This is a genomic window from Mycolicibacter senuensis (assembly GCF_003284925.1).
GTDB lineage: Bacteria > Actinomycetota > Actinomycetes > Mycobacteriales > Mycobacteriaceae > Mycobacterium > Mycobacterium algericum_A.
In genome coordinates, this window is the sequence record NZ_QMEX01000080.1 from 1 (window position 1) to 17,758 (window position 17,758).

Sequence of the window (17,758 nt, forward strand, 5' to 3'; positions counted from 1 at the left end):
GCCTGGTGCTGGCGGGCCTGTTGGCCCGCTCGCCGCGGGCCCTGATCCTCGACGAACCGCTCGCCGGCCTGGACGCCACCAGCCGACTGGGGCTGCTGCGGCTGCTGGAGGGCCTGCGGCGCGAGACCGGCCTGACCGTGGTGGTCATCTCGCATGACTTCGCCGGTCTGGGCGAACTGTGTCCCAGGACCCTGCACCTGCAAGACGGTGTGATGGTGGCGGCACCGGCGGGTGCGGCATGACCGGGGAGGCACGCCGAAACCCACGTCCGGTGGTGCTGCTGCGCCCGGTGCCCGGCAACTCCGTCGTGCACCGGTTGTGGGCGGGAACCAAACTGCTCGTCGTCTTCGGTATCTCGGTACTGCTGACCTTCTATCCGGGCTGGGTGCCGATCGGTGCGGTGGGCTTGTTGGTGTTCACCGCGGCCCGGGTTGCCCGCATACCGCGAGGCACCCTGCCATCGGTACCGCGCTGGCTGTGGGTGTTGCTGGTGGTCGGCGGTGCCACCGCCGCCATGGCCGGCGGCGAACCGGCCGGTCTGGGCGGACTGTTGAATTTCCTGCGGATCACCGCGCTGTCGATCGTGCTGCTGGGCTTGGGCGCGATGGTGTCGTGGACCACCAACGTCGCCGAAATCGCGCCCGCCGTAGCCACCCTCGGCCGGCCATTGCGGCTGCTGCGCATTTCGGTCGACGAGTGGGCGGTAGCGCTGGCGCTTGCGCTGCGCGCCTTCCCGATGCTCATCGATGAGTTCCGCGTGCTCTACGCCGCTCGCGGACTGCGTCCCAAGACCCGGCCGCGGACCCGCCGGGAACGTCGACGCCGCTGGGCTCGTGAGGCGATCGACCTGATCACCGCGGCCATCACCGTCACGCTGCGCCGCGCAGACGAGATGGGCGATGCGATCACCGCTCGCGGTGGCATCGGCCAGATCTCGGCATCCCCGGCGCGGCCGAAGCTGGCCGATGCGGTGGCGCTGGCACTGGTCACCGTGACCTGCGGTGTGTCGCTGGCCCTCGAGCTGACGGTGCTGAGCACGGTGGGCTAGCCGCGAGATCACGCTCACGCAGGTCGGTACTCGGACATTTCCTGCGTGGATCCGATCTCGCGCGGGCTCACCGGGCGGCTGCGGTGTTGGCGGCGTCTTGAGCCCGGCGCAGCGTGGCGGCGACGTCGGTGCGACCCAGGAACATCTCGTCGAAATACGGCTTGATCGCCTGGTTGCCCGCCGGGAAGCCCGCACCGCCACCGGGAGCCGGGATGCGCGGCCCGTCCAGCACCGCGAAGAACGGGGTGACATCCACCCCGTGGCGCGCCCAGTAATCGAAGTAAACCTGTTGCGCGCTGAGCACGGCCGGAATCGCCGCCCCCTGACGGCCCAGGTATTCGTTTCCCTGATAGCTGCCGAGCCAGGCCAACACGTCTCGCACCGCCTGCGGGTGGGGCGATGCGGCGTTGCCGACCGCGGCGATGCCGTTGGTGACGCTGACCCGGCCGGCCGGCCCGACCGGCAGCATCGCCACACCCCATCCGAACGCGGCCTGCTCGGCGACCGCGGCCAGGTTGTAGGTGCCGGACTGGAACAGTGCCATCTTGCCGGCGAGGAACTGGTTGCGGGAGAAGTCGCCGTTGGTGTTGGTCTCCGACGCCGGCGGCGCCACGTGATCGTCGTTGATCAGCCGCACCAGGTATTCGAACGCGGCCACGGCCGCGGGGTTGTCGAAGGCGAACTCGTCGCCGCGCTGGAACACCCCGCCGGCCGAGCCGATGTAGTTCAGGTAGATGCCCTGCGGGTCGTTGGCGGCGTTATAGCCCCACTGCCGGATGCGGCGCTCGTCGAATTCGGGGTTGTCAGCGCTGCGCCCGGCGACATCGCGGGTGAGCTTGGCCAGCAGCGGCCGCAGCGTGTCGTCAGCGGGGTGCGGATCCCACCGCAGCCGTGTCAACGCGGTGGGATCGACGCCGGCCGCGGCCAGCAGCTCCGCGTTGTAGTACACCGCGATACCGGCGTCGGTGAGCTGCGGTACCCCCCACAGCGTTCCGTCTCGGGTGAATTGGGTGACCACCGACGGCTCCCAATCAGCTTTGTCCGCATCGATTTTCAGTAACCGCCCGCTATCGGCATACCCGGCCAGGTAGGCGTTGGACAGCCAGAAGATGTCGTCGGCGCCGCCGCCGGCCACATCGGTGCGCAGCGTGTCGAAGTAGGTGGCGTAAGAGACCACGTTGACGCGCACCTCGATGTCGGGGCGCGCGCGGTGCAACGCCGCGAACGACTGCCGATAGGCCCCGGCGACCTGCTCGTCCCACAGTCGCACCGTCACCACCGTCGCACCGGTGGTAGAGCGGGTCGAGGCGTGATCGAGCAGCACCCCCGCGGCGCCGAGCAGTGCGGCGAGTGCGATCACCGCCCCGGCGAACAGGGTGGAGAACCGCGGCCGGCTCACTTGATCCCCGTCACGACGATCGACTGCACGATCCGCCGCTGGAACGCCACGAACAACACGATCAGCGGGATCATCGCCACCGTGGTCGCCGCCATCACCAGCGTCCACTGCGCGTTGTAGCGGGACTGCAGCGCCGCGGTGGCCACCGTGAGCACCCGCCACTTGTCGCCGCTGGTAATCACCAGCGGCCACATGAAGTTGTTCCACTGCGAGACGACGGTGATCAGACCGAGGGTCACCAGGATCGGCCTGCTGGCCGGGACCATCACGTGCACGATCACGTCGAGGGTGTTCGCCCCGTCGAGGCGGGCGGCGTTCACCAGGTCGGCAGGTACTGCGCGAAAGTACTGGCGTAGTAAGAAGATCGCGTAAGGGGAACCGAACACGAACGGCAACACCAGGGCCCAGAAGGTGTTCCGCAGGCCGAGTTGCGCCATCATCAGATACAGCGGCACCACCGTCACGGTGGCCGGCACCATCAGCGTGGCCACGTAGACCCAGAACAAGGCGTCCCGTCCGGGAAACTCCAGCCGCGCGAACGCGTACGCGGCCAGCACCGAGAACGTCAGCTGTCCGAGCACGATCACCGCTGTCATCAGCGTGGTGACTGCGGCCGCCCGCCCGAATCCGGCACCGCCCAGATCGGCGTAATTGTCCAGGGTCGGCGGGTCGGGCCAGGCCAGCGGAGTGCCCCTGGCGAATTGGCGTGCCGGGGTGAACGACGTCAGCAGCCCCAGCCCGAAGGGCGCCAGCGTGATCAGTGCGCCGAGCATCAGCAGCGCGTAGACGCCGGCGTTACGTGAGGTCATAGCTGACCCGCCGGCCGAACGAAAGCTGCTGAACCACCGTCACCCCCACCAATACGGCGAACAGCACCAGCGCCATCACCGCGGCCCGCCCGATCGCCGCCGCCCCGAACGCCTCGTCATAGATCCGGTGTGCGATTAGGTCGGTACGCCCACTGGGCCCGCCGCCGGTCAAGGCATACACCGTGTCGAACACCTGCGCCGCGCTGACCACTCCGGTGATCAGGACGAAGAACATGGTGGGCCGCAGCATCGGCAACGTCACCCGCCAGAACCGCTGCCAGCCGTTCGCCCCGTCGATCCGCGCCGCCGACAGCACCTGGGTGGGGATGGCCAAGATGCCGGCCACAAAGAACAGTGCCACGTAGCCCACGTTGGTCCATACCACCACCGCCGACGTCACCGGTAACGCCAGCCCGGGATCGGTCAGCCACTCCACCCGGTGCCCCAATACGGTGCTCACCGCGCCGTCGGTGGGGCTCAGGATCCAGCGCCACAGCACCGCGATCGCCAGCGGCGCGCAGATCCACGGCAGCACGTAGATGGTGCGAAACATCCCGCTGCCGGGCAGGCCGTGCGCCAGCAACACCGCCACTCCCAGTCCCAGCAGGGTTTGCAGCGGGACGACGATCGCCACGAACAACACCGTCACCACCAGTGAATTGCCGAACACCGGATCGGTCAGCACCGATCGCCAGTTGTCGCCGCCGACGTAGCTGATCGGCCCCAGCAGATCCCAGCGGTGCAGGCTGAGCCACACCACCACCAGGATCGGCAGCAACAGGAACGCCACCACGCCGAACAGGCTGGGCGCCAGCAGCGCGTAGCCGAGCGCGGTGGATCGGGGTGCGCGGCGCATAGGTGTATTAAAGCGGCCGCGGCAAGTCAAAAGCGGGTCTTCATCCGCTCGAGAACTCCGGGAACGTCGACGAAGGAGAAGGACTCGCCGGACAAGGATGTCACGGTGCCGCGGTAGGTCCCGGCGAGCTGCCAGTAGTCGATCGCGGCCGCGACCAGGTTGACCTTGACCGCTTTGCGCCCCGCGGGTGTGAAGGTCACCTTCAGCCTGCGATCGCGGTCGCAGACGTTCACGCTGGACAGCCGATCACCGGAGGCGAAGTCGAACCGAACCCCGGCGAGCGGCTCGACGCCGCCGGGAACCCAGTTGGACGACTCGTCGTCATCGTCGCTGAGCTCGGTCCGGTCGACGAAGTTGGAGCCGACCACACCGCCCGGCATGCGGACCGCGAAAGTCCCCCACGTCCAGGTCGTCGCATACGGGAACTGCGAACGGTGCTCGTCGAGGATGGCGAAATCGCGTGCCGGGTCGAACTCGTAGGTCCGGTCACCGACGGTGACCGTCCCCTCGACGGGAAACGGTTGCTTGAACGTGTAGTAGTCGATCGTCGGGGTGAGCTTCGCGCTGAAGCTCAATGGCGGCGCGGCCCCCCGCGCATCCAGCCGCAGTGCACCGGTGATCGCAGGCCCGCGCTTGTCCGCCGCGCAGTCGATTCGCACGGTGTCGGCATCGAAGTCGTATTCGAGCCGATAGCCGCGCTTGGCGATCCGGCAGCGCCCGCCGCGCAGCAGCTCGTGGGGCAGGTCCAGGCTGCCGCCCCGGAAGCGGGTGCTCTTCTCCACCAGCACACCGGCCGCGTCGCGGACGAACAGCTCCGAGGACCCCAGATACTTGACGTCCTGCATGATCATCGCGCCCGACATCTCGGGGTGGATCAGCGCGAAGCCGATCCACTCCTTGAGCCGGAACTGGTGCCAGCGGCGCGACCAGCCGCGGTGGGCGTCGACCGGGTTGGTGACCGCGACCCGCTGGGCGAACCGGCCGTACCGTCGAACACCGTCTTCAACCAGCCGCTGCGGCGCCCTCACGCGGTGATCATTATCGACACCTATGCCGTGGTCAATCACCGGCACGCCGTTACGGTGGACCGGTGACACCGAACCGGGGGATCGATGCCCAATTCCTGGCGCTGCCCCGCCACGAGCTGGCCGACGCCGCGCTCTCGGCGGCCAGAGCGGCCGGCGCCGAGCACGCCGACCTGCGTATTCACCGGATCGCCACCGAGATGGTCCGGCTGCGCGACGGCGAACTGGAGACCGCGGTGGTCAACCGCGAACTCGGGTTGGCGGTCCGGGTGATCGTCGACGGCACCTGGGGCTTCGCCTCGCACGCCGAACTGGCGCCGGGCGTCGCGGCCGACACTGCCCGCCGGGCGGTGCAGGTGGCCAAGACGCTGAGCACCCTCAACGCCGAACGCGTCGAGTTGGCGGCCGAACCGGTCTACCGCGACGCCAGCTGGGTGTCGGCCTATGCGATCGACCCGTTCGCAGTGCCCACCGCCGACAAGATCGACGTGCTGGAGGACTACTCCGGCCGGCTGCTGGCTTCCGACGGGGTCAACCATGTGACCGCTGCGCTGACCGCGGTCAAGGAACAGGCCTTCTACGCCGATACGTTCGGCTCGTCGATCACCCAGCAGCGGGTGCGGGTGATGCCAGTCTGCGAGGCGGTCACCGTCGGGCCGGACGGTTTCGATTCCATGCGCACGCTGGCGCCGCCGACCGCGCGGGGCTGGGAGGCGGTGGCCGGCGACGAGGTGTGGAACTGGTCGGATGAACTGGCGCAGCTGCCGGTGCTGCTCGCCGAGAAGATGAAAGCCCCCAGCGTGATCGCCGGCCCAACCGATCTGGTGATCGACCCGACCAACCTGTGGTTGACGATTCACGAATCCATCGGGCACGCAACCGAATACGACCGTGCCATCGGCTACGAGGCGGCCTATGCCGGCACTTCGTTCGCCACCCCGGACAAGCTCGGCACGATGCGCTACGGGTCGCCGGTGATGAACGTGACCGCCGACCGCACCGTGCCCTACGGGCTGGCAAGCGTCGGTTACGACGACGAGGGGGTGGCCGCCCAGAGCTGGGACCTGGTGCGCGACGGGGTGTTCGTCGGCTATCAACTGGACCGGGTGTTCGCGCCCCGGCTGGGCCAGACCCGCTCCAACGGGTGTTCTTACGCCGACTCGCCGCACCATGTCCCGATCCAGCGGATGGCCAACGTGTCGCTGCAGCCGGGCGCCGAGGACGTCTCGACCGCCGATCTGATCGCCCGGGTGGACGACGGCATCTACATCGTCGGAGATCGATCGTGGTCGATCGACATGCAGCGCTACAACTTTCAGTTCACCGGGCAACGATTCTTCCGGATCCGCGACGGCCGGCTCGACGGCCAGCTGCGCGACGTCGCCTATCAGGCCACCACCACCGATTTCTGGAATGCGATGGAGGCGGTCGGCGGTGCCTCGACGTGGCGCCTCGGCGGGGCGTTCAACTGCGGCAAAGCCCAGCCCGGTCAGGTGGCCGCAGTCAGCCACGGCTGCCCGTCGGCACTGTTCCGGGGGATCAACGTGCTCAACACCCGGGCCGAGGGGGGCAGGGAATGATCGCCGGCGCCGACGACGCAGTGGGGGTACCCCCAGGCGCGCAGCGGCGAGGGGGACGAAGCGATGAGGAGAAGGCGGCGCAATGATCACAGCGCAGCAGGTGATTGACCATGCCCTGAAAGCCGCGGGCAGTGGTCGGCATGCCGGCACCGAAATCGAGACGATCGTGCTGGTCACCGACCGCGCCGAGGCTTCGCTGCGCTGGGCGGGCAACTCGATGACCACCAACGGGGTGTCCAACAGCCGGACCACCACGGTGGTCACGATCGCCCGCGACGACGAGGGGCCGCGGGTGGGATCGCTGTGCTCAGCGGAGGTGGATCCCGCGCTGATCCCCGAGCTGGTGGCAGCCTCCGCGGAGGCCGCCGCCGGCGCGCCGGAAGCCCGCGACGCCGCAGAGCTGGTGAGTGGCACCGGCGTGCCGGATGATTGGGATGCCGAAACGCCGGGTACCGGCGCCGAGGTCTTCGCCGGGCTGGCGGAGTCGTTGAGCCGGGGTTTTCGCGGTACCGACCAGTTGTACGGCTTCGCCCGACACGAGATGGCGACGACGTTCTTGGCGTCCTCGACCGGGCTGCGGCGCCGCTTCACCCAGCCCACCGGGACGGTGGAGATCAATGCCAAACGCGATCGCGCCAGCGCCTGGGCCGGAGTGAGCACCCCGTATTTCGTTGACGTGCCGACCGATTCGCTGCTCGAGCAGCTGTCGACGAGGCTGGGGTGGGCGGCGCGCACCGTCGAACTGCCGGCCGGGCGGTATGAGACGTTGATGCCGCCGTCCACGGTGGCCGACATGATGATCTACCTGGGTTGGACGATGAGTGGCCGCGGCGCTCAGGAGGGCCGCACCGCCTTGTCGGCGCCCGGCGGCGGCACCCGGGTGGGGGAGCGGCTCACCGAGTTGCCGTTGACCCTGTACTCCGACCCGCACGCGTTCGGCCTCGAGTGTGCGCCGTTCGTGGCGACCGGCGCCTCCTCGGAGACGGCGTCGGTGTTCGACAATGGCCTGGACATCGGCTGCGTGGACTGGATCCGCGGTGGGGTGATCAACGCGCTGGCCTACCCGCGGGCGGCTGCCGCGGAATTCGGTGCCCCGGTCGCCCTACCCGCCGACAACCTGTTGATGACCGGCGGCTCGGCCAGCATGGACGAGATGATCGCCTCCACCGAACGCGGTCTGCTGCTGACCACGCTGTGGTACATCCGCGAGGTCGACCCCACCACGCTGCTGCTGACCGGGCTGACCCGCGACGGCGTCTATCTGGTCGAGGACGGCCAGGTGACCGCGGCGGTGAACAACTTCCGGTTCAACGAGAGCCCGCTGGACCTGCTGCGCCGCGCCACCCAGGCCGGCATCGCCGAGCCGACGCTGCCGCGGGAGTGGGGCGACTGGGCGACCCGGGCGCTAATGCCCTCGCTGCGGATACCCGACTTCCACATGTCGTCGGTCAGTCAGGCGCAGTGAGCTCGTCGAAGCGGGCCAGCGCTGCGTCAAGGTCATCCTCATCGAACAGCTCGCAGCGATTGACCGAATCTCCGTCGACGGTCACAATCGCGACATCGTGCCACTCGGCGTCGAACCCCTCGTTCGTAAGCCCTTGCGCCACATGGGTGACGACGGCTCCGAGCGTGCTGAGCCGATGCACCTGCTCAATGTAAATCCTGGTGTCGGGTGAGTCGTCCCAGGCGGCCTGCAGGTACGGGATCATGTCCCCCGACGCAAAACCTGCTCCGTGCCGGTGGTCGATGTTCACCCAGTCTGGCGCCGTCGCCGCAAGATCGCGTCGGTTGAACCCGGCATAAGCGCCAGTGACCAATGACCACGTGTGGGCGTGGGCGGCCGCTTCACCGGCGAGGTAGCGGGCGTCGAGTTCGGCGAGGGCGGCTTCGAAGTCGTCGAGGTCGAATGTGAGGAGTGCGGTCGCCCGCTCTTCCGCGTTGACCTCCATGATGCCAAGTACTTCGGTGACAAAGGCCCCGGATTCTCGATCGTTGCCTGAGAAGCTGTTGCGAACGAGGACCAGGTGTGTCCCACGGGTCGCTATGAATGTCGGTGTCATGTTTGCGAACAGGTTCGCAGTGGCTTGTGCGTCTGCTATCTCGGCATCGCGGCCATGTCGAATTCCCGATCCGACGACCCGACGGCGATCGTCATTGACGAAGTTGTCGGCAAGCATCTTCGCCACTGCGTTCCAGTCGCGTGACGTGATGAGTGGTAGGAAGCGCTCTGCCACTTGGCGTGCCGTGTTCTCCAGCCGCCTTGGCTGCCGGTGCAGTTCGTCGAATCTCGCGATGGCGGCCTCGAGGTCGTCTTCGTCGAACATCTCGCAGCGGTTGATCCGGTCGCCGTCCACCGTGACGGTGTCTAGCACGCGCCACTCGACATCCAAGCCGTCGCGGGTCGTCCCCTTGGCGACGTGGGTGACGACGGCGCCGAGGTCGGTCAACCGATGAACGGCCTCGACGTAGATGACATTGTGCACTGTGTCGGCCAACGCGACACGGAGGTATTCGATCAGATTGCCCTGCCCGATCGTCGCAATCGACCGATGATCGACGTCAACGAAATCGGGCTTTATCAGCGGTATTTCGCCCCGACCGAGCGCGGTGAAACTCGTTGCGATCGCCGACCATGTGCGCGCATGCGCAGCCGCTTCCCCGGCAAGGTACCGAGCGTCGAGCTCGGCGACGGCGGCCTCGATGTCGTCGAGGTCGAAGCCGATCCGTGTCGCCACCCGCTCGTCTGCGTCGACCTCGACGATCTCCAGGCCCTCAAAGTAGTACGCGGTTCGATCGTCGCCGGCTGTGTATCGGGTACGTGTGAGGATAAGACGCTCACCGCGGGTGGCCAGCACATCTGATGCGAGGGTCTGATTCGCCGTGCCGGTATCGGCGAGTGCGGAAAGTTCGGCGATCACTGCATCGCGGCCCCGCCGAACGTCGGAGCCCACCACCCGGCGACGGTCTTCGGTGGAGACATCATCGATGAGGTTCGCGGCCAGGGCGGCCCAGTCACGGGTTCCGAAATGCGCCTGGAACCGCTCGTAGGATCGGCTTGCCGCGTTCTCCAGCCGACTCGGCTGCGGCTGCAGTTCTTCGAAGCGCGTGAGCGCGGCGTCGAGATCTGTCTCGTCGAACAGCTCGCAGCGAGTGATCCGGTCACCGTCGACGGTCAGAACTTGAATCATGCGCCACTCGACTGCAACGCCTTCGGGAGAGCTCCCATGCGAGTAATGAGTGATGACCGCTCCGATATCGCTGAGTCGATGCACCGCTTCGATCTGAATTCTGAATTCCGGTGTGAGATCCCAGAAGGAGTGCAGGGCCGCGTCCAGGTCGCCGGATTCGAACGGCATACCTCGACGGTGGTCGACGTTGACCCAGTCCACCGTGGGAAGTTCATGCCGGTTGAACGCGGCGTAGATGTCGGTGATCGCCGACCATGTGCGCGCATGCGCAGCCGCTTCGCCGGCGAGGTAACGGGTTTCGAGTTCGGCGATGGCAGCGTCGAAATCCTCAGGATCGAACACTACGACCGCCACAACCTTATCGTCCGCGCCGATCTCGACGAGATGAATGGCATCGGCTCCGAACTCATCCGGTTGCTGGTCGTGAGTCGAAAAACGGTTCAGGGAGAGGTGCCCTCCGCGAGTGGCGACGACAACTGAGGTCATGTTCGTGAACCCCACTTCGGCGGATGCCCGCAAGTCGTCGATCGCGGCATCCCGGCCGTGCCGGAGCCCGGCATTCACGGCGTGTCTGCGATCGTCGACAATCAGGTCATCGGCGAGCAGCTCGGCCATGCCGGCCCAGTCGTGAGCTGCGTAGCACGCCGAAAGGTGCTCGACTATCCGGGTCAACGCGCTTTCCAGCCGGCGCCGGAACGGGCGTTCTTCCGCGAACCGTGCGTACACCGCGTCGAGTTCGGCGAGCGCGGCATCCATGTCATCGAGGTCGTACCACAACTCCAGCACGACTCGCCCCTCCGCGTCGATGCCGTAGAGATTGAGAAATTCATCCCGCGGCGCCCCGGGGGTCGTGTCCGTGGTGCCTGCCGCCAGTCGAGCGAGAGCCAGCCGCTCGCCTCGGACGGCGATAACGGCGTAGTCGAGCCGCACCTCGCCCAGCTCGAGATTGAGCCTGTTCTGATGTACCCAGTCGGAGGGGAGGTCGGTCGGCCTGAAGCCGACGATCTTCCGGCGGCTCTCGCAACGGGCCTCCGGGGCAAACAGCTGCTCGAACTCGTCCCAGGCGCCGCGATCAACGGCTGCCTTTACGCGCTCGGCTGCTCGTAGTGCCGCGGTGTCCAAATTGGCGTCCACTGCCTCGGGCGGCGCCGCGGTGGGTGGCGCGACACGCTCTCCAAGTACCAGCCGCGCCCTATCCGCCAGGGCTGCCGCTCCTTTCCGTTCGTACAGATCCACCGCCCGTGCAGCGGCGGCCCGTGCCCCCGCCACATCGCCAACGGCAGTCAACACCGACGACAGCGCCAGACACGCATCACCGTGATCCACCAAGCCGTCGGTGCGCTCGGCCAGGCCGACCGCGGCCTCGGCCATCCGCCGGGCCCCGTCATGATCACCACGGCGCGCCAACAGCAGCGCCCGTAGCGTGCGCCAGGCGATCGAGGCCTTCAGCGCATTGCCGGCCAGTCGCTCGCTCTCCGAACACAACGCATCGGCGTCAGCATCCCGACCCAACGCAAGGCAGGTACGACCCAGCAGGGCCGCGGTCTCGGCGGTGTCGGCGTCCAGCCCCATTCGACGGAAGCCGCGGTAGGCCTGACGCAGATGCGGCTCGGCGCCGCCCGGGTCGTCGGCGACCAGTTCAACGATCCCGGCGAACTGCTCAACCTCGAGCAGCGCATGGCGCAGACCGAGCTCGGTGACGGTGCGCCGCGCCGAGTCGATCATCCGCCGGGCCGCGGCGGCGCGGCCGCGGAAGGCCTCCAGCACGGCCTGACACCGCGTCGACGTCGCTTCCACTGCGGGCGAGTCGGTCGTAATCCGCAGCAACCGCACCACGTCCAGGCACCGGCCGCCGGCCCGCGGAACGGGGCTGGGACCCCACAGCGCCGCGAGCGGCGCACCCGCCAGCACGGCGTTGACCCGGCGGTGTTCATGGGCGCGCCGCGCCGCGGTGAGCGCTTTGTCCAACGCGATTTCGCAGTCGCCGATCCGCCCCAGGCGGGCGAGGCACCCCGCCCGTACGGTATGGGCTTTGGCTTCGCCTGCGGCATCGTGTAATTCAGCCAGTTTGTCGGCAGCCGCGCCCAATGCGGCCTCGACCTCGTCCAACCGCTCGGGATGGACCAGCATCGTCAACTGCCCGTCGAAGCAGGTCGCCCAGGCCGTCAGCTGGGCCGAATCGACCGTGGCCGCTCGCAGTTGGGAGACGGCGCCGGCCGCCGAAGCCATATCGCCGGCAGCCAGCAAGGCCTCGCAGCGCGCGATCAGTAGCTCAGCAGCCAGTTCGTCGCGGTCGGTCAGCTCCTCGTCGACCTCGTCCAGTGCGTGTAAGGCGTGGTCGTAGAGATCGGCGGCACCCTCGTAGGCGAGCCGGGTCATCGCCTGGTCAGCGGCTCGCCGGCAGTATTCCACGGCCTTGGTGGCGTTTCCCGCCCAGGCGCACTCGAAATAGTGGTGCGCCAGTTCGGCCAGCAGTTCGTCGTCTGCACCAGGGGTGTTCTCCAATGTCGTGGCGATGCGTTGGTGCAGTCGCATGCGACGCACGGATGCCAGCTCGGCAAGTAGTGACTGCCGGACCAGGGCGTGGTTGAACCGGTATCGGCCACCGGGCTCTTCGACGATGATGCCGGCCTTGACTGCCTCGTCGAAGGCGTCGACGAGGTCTTGGTCGACCACCCGTTCCACCAGCTCCAGCGCGAAGTGGCTGCCGACGACCGCCGCGGCGGCGAGGGCTTTGTTGGTCTCGGCCGGCAGCCGGGAAAGCCTGCGGCTCACGGCTTCCCGTACGCCCTGGGGCAGGGTGCTCGGATCCCACACGCCGCCGCTTTCGTCCACGTGGCGCAAGGCCTCGATCAAAAAGAACGGGTTACCTGCGGTGACCGACGCCAACGCGCGGGCCAGATCCTCGTCGTCATATCCGGCCTCGGCGACGTAGGCGCTCACGTCGTCCTCGTCGAGGCCACCGAGTGCCAGGCGATTCGCGGTGCCGTCCCGGTGCAGATCGGCCAGCATCGCCGCCAGCGGATGGGAACGGTCGAGGTCGGTGCTGCGATATGTCGCCACAACCTGCACCCGGGTGTGGTCGCCGAAGCGCAGCAGATGCCGCAACAGCAACAGTGTGGGTTTGGCCGCCCAATGCAGGTCATCGAGGATCAGAACGACGGGTGCGCTCGCGGAGGCGAGTCCCAGCAGCGCGACGACGGCGTCGAACAGTGCGTAGCGTTCGGTGTCGGGATCAGCCCGGGGTGGCACCGACAGATCGGGCAGCACATCGGGCAGCCCGGGAACCAGTGGCAGCAGTGCTTCCACACCGCGCAGTCCTCGCAGCCGCTGGGCGCCGATGCAGGGCACCAGTGCACGCAGCGCTTCTGCGAAGGGCTGATAGGGCGCACCGAGGTCCTCGTCGGAACGGCCGTACAACACGACGGCACCTTGCTGGTAAGCCTGACGGGACCATTCGCCGGCCAACCGGGTTTTGCCGACCCCGGGTTCGCCGGCGATCAGCACCGCGTGCAGGCCGCCCCCGAGTGCGGTCTGCCACGCAGCGGCAAGGCGTGCCAGCTCGCGGCCGCGTCCCACGAACGGCCCGGGACCGTTCGCAACCGCGGGCAGGGCGGGCCGCTCGAAGGGCTCATCGCCGGTCTCCGCGGGCGGGGCGGCCTCGAGGCGAAGCTCGAAAACATGCTCGGGGCGCGCCAGGTTGCGGAGCTGGCGCATGCCGAGGTCGGCGAGCACCACGTCGTCGGGCAGCGTGTCGATGACGAGCTCGGCCGTGGCGCCCGAGCACAGGATCTGGCCGCCGACGGCCAGCGACCGCAGCCGTGCCGCCCGGTTGACCGCGCGCCCGAAGTAGTCGCCGTCGCGCAGTTCAACTTCGCCGGTGTGCAGGGCCACCCGGATACGGATCGGTTCGTGCAACGCCCACGGCTCGTGAAGGATCGCGTCTTGCAGCTCCATGGCGGCGGCGGCCGCCGCAGATGGGCGTTCGAAGACCGAGAACGTGGCATCGCCCTCGCCACGGGTCTTGATCAGCCGTCCGCCGCGCGACGTGACGATCTGTTCGGCGAGCTCGTCGTGGCGGGCCAACGCAACCGCCATCGCGCCGGCGTCCGCCTCCCACGCGGCGGTTGACCCCTCGATGTCGGTGAGCAGAAAGGTCACGGCGCGCGTCACCGATGGGGGGTCTTGTGACATCGGGTAATCCAGCGCGGCATCTTGGGCGACGATCGCAGCCTCCAGGCGCCGAAGTTCCGGCCCGGGATCGACCCCGAGTTCGTCGACCAGCAGTGCCCGGGCCCGTTGGTAGGCGCCCAGTGCCTCACCCTGGCGGCCGGCACGGTAGAGGGCCAACATCAGCTGGCCCCATCGCCTCTCGCGCAGCGGTGCGTCGCCCACCGCGGCTTCGAGTTCGCCGATGACCTCCGCGGCCCGGCCCGCCGCGAGCAGCGCATCAGTCCGATCCTCGACCAGCGCGGCATGGCCCTCGATCCAGCGGGTCTTCTCCGAGATGCCGCGGCGGGAATCGGGCAGCTCGGGAGTGCCCCGCCACAAGGCCAGCGCCTCCTCGAAGCAGACCACGGCGTGGGTGGTGTCGCCAGCCGCCGCGGCATCCCGGCCCCTCTTGGCGGCCAGCTTGTACCGCGGGGCGTCAACCTCGGTGGTGCTGAGGATCCAGCCGGTCCCCTCGGTGAGCACGAAGCCGTCGCCCAGCGCCCGACGCAGCGAGGAGACGTGGGTCTGCAGCGCCTTGGCGGCGGTGCGCGGTGGATCGTCGCCCCACAGCAGATCGATCAGCGTCTCGGCGGACACGACCGAACCGCCGTGCAGTCCGAGCATCGTGAGGATGGCGCGAGGTTTCGCGCCCGGGATGATGACCGGGGCGCCGGTGTGCCGGGCCTGGAGAGGTCCCAAAACCCCCAGCTCCACGGCTTGAATGGTAGTCACGTCGTCATCGTCGGTGGGGCGATTCAACGCGCGGTCAAGATCCGGTAAAGGCTCGACCCCCCAAGGCGCACGACGAACCCGTCGGTAAAATTCGGCGCTATGAGCGAACGTGTGGAGCAGCTGGAATTTCAGGCTGAGGCCCGTCAGCTGCTGGATTTGATGGTCCACTCGGTCTACTCCAACAAGGACGCGTTCCTGCGGGAGCTGATCTCCAACGCCTCCGATGCGCTGGACAAGCTGCGGCTCGAGGCATTCCGCAACAAGGACCTCGAGGTCGACACCTCCGATCTGCACATCGAGATCGAGGTGGACAAGGCGGCCCGCACGCTGACCGTGCGTGACAACGGGATCGGCATGTCGCGTGACGAGGTGGTGGACCTGATCGGCACGCTGGCCCGCTCCGGCACCGCCGAGCTGCGCCAGCAGCTCCGGGAAGCGCAGGACGCCAACAACTCAGCGGCCTCTGAAGAGCTGATCGGCCAGTTCGGCATCGGGTTCTACGCGGTGTTCATGGTTGCCGACCGGGTCGAGATGGTCACGCTCAAGGCCGGCCACCGCGAGGCCATCCGGTGGGAGTCCAGCGGCGACGGCAGCTACACCATCGAAACCATCGATGCCGATGAACAGGCTCGGTGCGGCACGGCGATCACCTTGCACCTCAAGCCCGAGGACACCGAGGACGAGCTGCACGACTACACCGCGGAATGGACGATCCGCGGCCTGGTCAAGAAGTACTCCGACTTCATCGCCTGGCCGATCCGCATGCAGGTCGAGCGGCGCACCCCGCCTGCCGAGGAGGGCGGCGAAGAGACCGTCACAGTGGAGACCGAGACGCTGAACTCGGTGCAGGCGCTGTGGGCGCGCCCCAAAGACGAAGTCTCGCAAGAGGAATACAACGAGTTCTACAAACACATCGCGCACGCCTGGGATGAGCCGCTCGAAGTCATCGCGATGAAGGCCGAGGGCACCTTCGAATACCAGGCGCTGCTGTTCATCCCGTCGCACGCCCCGTTCGACCTGTTCAACCGGGATGCGCAGGTCGGGGTGCAGCTGTACGTCAAGCGGGTGTTCATCATGGGCGACTGCGATCAGCTGATGCCCGAGTACCTGCGCTTCATCAAGGGTGTCGTCGACGCGGCGGACATGTCGCTCAACGTGTCCCGCGAGCTTCTGCAGCAAGACCGCCAGATCAACGCGATCCGGCGGCGGCTGACCAAGAAGGTGCTCTCGACCATCAAGGAACTGCAGTCGCAGCGGCCCGAGGACTACCGCACCTTCTGGACCGAGTTCGGCCGCGTCGTCAAGGAAGGACTGCTCTCCGACTTCGACAACCAGGAGACGCTGCTGGCGATCAGCTCCTTCGCCTCGACGCACAGCGAGTCCGAGCCGACCACGCTGGCGCAGTACGTCGAACGCATGAAAGACGGCCAAGAGCAGATCTTCTATGCCACCGGCGAGTCCCGCGAGCAGCTGCTGAAGTCGCCGCACCTGGAGGCGTTCAAGGCCAAGGGTTATGAGGTGCTGCTGCTGACCGATCCGGTTGACGAGCTGTGGGTGAACACCGTCGCCGAGTTCGATGGCAAGCCGTTGCAGTCGACGGCCAAAGGCGAGGTGGACCTGGACTCCGAGGAGGACAAGACCGCCCACGAGGAGCAGCGCAAGGAGCAGGAAAAGGAGTTCGCCGACCTGATCGCCTGGCTGCAACAGACCCTGGACGAGCACGTCAAAGAGGTGCGGCTGTCGACCCGGCTGACCGAATCACCGGCCTGTCTGATCACCGACACCTTCGAGATGACCCCGGCCTTGGCGCGTATCTATCGCGCCAACGGGCAGGAGGTGCCGGTCGGTAAGCGGATCCTCGAACTCAACCCGGCCCATCCGCTGGTGACCGGTCTGCGCCAGGCGCACGGTGAGCGCGGCGACGATGCCGAGTTGGCCGACACCGCGGAGTTGCTCTACGGAACAGCGCTGTTGGCCGAGGGCGGGGCGCTGGAGGACCCGGCGCGGTTCGCCCAACTGCTCGCACAACGGTTGACCCGCACCATCTGACCTCGGTCGTCTCCGTCGACGCGGGCCGCCGGTGGGCGTGGCTCAGCAGTCGGTGAGGCCTTCGGCACTGGTCATTTCCGCGCCGTCTCGCCTCGAGTCGGACAACGTTCGTACACGTCGTTCCCCCCCGCTTTTGGGTGTCAGATCCGATGGCGGAGGGCGAATGCACAACCGAGACTGGCCGGTGGCAGAAGTTTTCCCGCACCGGAGTCCCCGGCGGGAAGACGAATGCTCGGTGGTATCGCCGCCACACGACCCGGTCCGGTCGAGCAGGCGTTGGTCGACCGACTCTGTGGGCTCCAGAGGCGGGGCGAGTCCGGCACCGCTCGTCGCCGATAGAACGGCAACCAGAGGGGATATGCAAGGTGTTGGATTTCGGAACGTCCCCGCCCGAGATCACCTCGGCGAAGATTTACACCGGCCCGGGTTCCGGGCCGTTACTTGCCGCCGCGGCAGCTTATGATTCGCTTGCCGCGCAGTTGAATTCATTTTCCACCGGCTATCTCTCGGTGATCGCGGATCTGCAGGGCGAGAATTGGGCGGGTCGGGCGTCCGCGGCGATGGCGGCCGCGGCGACCCGGTATGCCGAGTGGGCGGCGGTCACGGCGGGCCAGGTTGAACGCGCTGCCGGCCAGGCGCGCGCCGCGGCGGCCGCCTACGAGAACGCACGTGCCGCGATCGTGCCGCCGATGGTGGTGACCGCCAACCGCGCCCGGCTGGCGAACCTGGCCGCGACCAACATCCTCGGGCAGAACACGCCCGCGATCGCTGCCACCGAATTCGAGTACGCCGAGATGTGGGCCCAAGACACACTCGGGATGTATGGCTATGCGACCTCCGCGGCGACGGCGACGCAACTG

General features: G+C 67.7%; 10 protein-coding genes and 1 pseudogene. 6 read left to right on the forward strand and 5 right to left on the reverse strand.

The window, feature by feature from the left end; all coding sequences use genetic code 11:
- Positions 1–242: pseudogene (locus tag DQP56_RS16425) on the forward strand (cobalt ABC transporter ATP-binding protein); the annotation flags it as partial.
- On the forward strand, positions 239–1,048 hold the full coding sequence (locus tag DQP56_RS16430; protein ID WP_112687183.1) for a CbiQ family ECF transporter T component: 810 nt from the start codon (positions 239–241) through the stop codon (positions 1,046–1,048). The pseudogene DQP56_RS16425 and the gene DQP56_RS16430, both read left to right, overlap by 4 nt.
- A gap of 67 nt (positions 1,049–1,115) precedes the next feature.
- Here DQP56_RS16430 and DQP56_RS16435 read toward each other — a convergent pair whose 3' ends face one another.
- The 4 genes from DQP56_RS16435 to DQP56_RS16450 are packed head-to-tail and all read right to left on the reverse strand — an operon-like array spanning position 1,116 to position 5,140.
- The gene (locus DQP56_RS16435; RefSeq protein WP_112687185.1) at positions 1,116–2,447 is read right to left on the reverse strand and encodes an ABC transporter substrate-binding protein; all 1,332 of its coding nucleotides are present in this window, start codon (positions 2,445–2,447) and stop codon (positions 1,116–1,118) included.
- Positions 2,444–3,256, reverse strand: coding sequence for a carbohydrate ABC transporter permease (locus tag DQP56_RS16440; protein ID WP_112687187.1), 813 nt, complete (start codon positions 3,254–3,256; stop codon positions 2,444–2,446). Before DQP56_RS16440 ends, DQP56_RS16435 begins: the two co-directional genes overlap by 4 nt.
- Positions 3,243–4,112: a carbohydrate ABC transporter permease gene (locus DQP56_RS16445; RefSeq protein WP_112687189.1), complete on the reverse strand. Its 870-nt coding sequence runs from the start codon at positions 4,110–4,112 to the stop codon at positions 3,243–3,245. Before DQP56_RS16445 ends, DQP56_RS16440 begins: the two co-directional genes overlap by 14 nt.
- Positions 4,113–4,138: 26 nt before the next feature.
- Complete coding sequence (locus tag DQP56_RS16450; RefSeq protein ID WP_165825042.1) at positions 4,139–5,140, reverse strand: DUF2804 family protein; 1,002 nt, start codon at positions 5,138–5,140, stop codon at positions 4,139–4,141.
- A gap of 62 nt (positions 5,141–5,202) precedes the next feature.
- Here DQP56_RS16450 and DQP56_RS16455 point away from each other — a divergent pair, with 62 nt between their 5' ends.
- Together DQP56_RS16455 and DQP56_RS16460 are read left to right on the forward strand one after the other, a co-directional pair.
- Positions 5,203–6,717, forward strand: coding sequence for a TldD/PmbA family protein (locus tag DQP56_RS16455; protein WP_112687191.1), 1,515 nt, complete (start codon positions 5,203–5,205; stop codon positions 6,715–6,717).
- An 82-nt stretch (positions 6,718–6,799) separates the two neighbouring features.
- Positions 6,800–8,182: a metallopeptidase TldD-related protein gene (locus DQP56_RS16460; protein ID WP_112687193.1), complete on the forward strand. Its 1,383-nt coding sequence runs from the start codon at positions 6,800–6,802 to the stop codon at positions 8,180–8,182.
- On the opposite strand, the gene DQP56_RS16465 is transcribed toward DQP56_RS16460, so the two are convergent.
- Positions 8,166–14,831: a BTAD domain-containing putative transcriptional regulator gene (locus tag DQP56_RS16465; RefSeq protein ID WP_112687199.1), complete on the reverse strand. Its 6,666-nt coding sequence runs from the start codon at positions 14,829–14,831 to the stop codon at positions 8,166–8,168. The two genes, DQP56_RS16460 and DQP56_RS16465, sit on opposite strands and share 17 nt — an antisense overlap.
- Before the next feature lie 117 nt (positions 14,832–14,948).
- Here DQP56_RS16465 and htpG point away from each other — a divergent pair, with 117 nt between their 5' ends.
- Positions 14,949–16,898 (forward strand): molecular chaperone HtpG, encoded by a 1,950-nt coding sequence (gene htpG, locus DQP56_RS16470; protein ID WP_112687195.1) that lies wholly within the window; start codon positions 14,949–14,951, stop codon positions 16,896–16,898.
- 368 nt (positions 16,899–17,266) lie between these two features.
- Positions 17,267–17,758 (forward strand): PPE family protein (locus tag DQP56_RS16475; protein ID WP_234825703.1); only part of this gene is annotated, 492 nt, incomplete at its 3' end.

Coding starts and splice junctions, on each gene's coding strand:
- DQP56_RS16430 (WP_112687183.1), top strand. CDS start 239: ATGACCGGGGAGGCACGCCGAAACCCACGTCCGGTGGTGCTGCTGCGC.
- DQP56_RS16440 (WP_112687187.1), bottom strand. CDS start 3,256: ATGACCTCACGTAACGCCGGCGTCTACGCGCTGCTGATGCTCGGCGCA.
- DQP56_RS16445 (WP_112687189.1), bottom strand. CDS start 4,112: ATGCGCCGCGCACCCCGATCCACCGCGCTCGGCTACGCGCTGCTGGCG.
- DQP56_RS16460 (WP_112687193.1), top strand. CDS start 6,800: ATGATCACAGCGCAGCAGGTGATTGACCATGCCCTGAAAGCCGCGGGC.
- htpG (WP_112687195.1), top strand. CDS start 14,949: ATGAGCGAACGTGTGGAGCAGCTGGAATTTCAGGCTGAGGCCCGTCAG.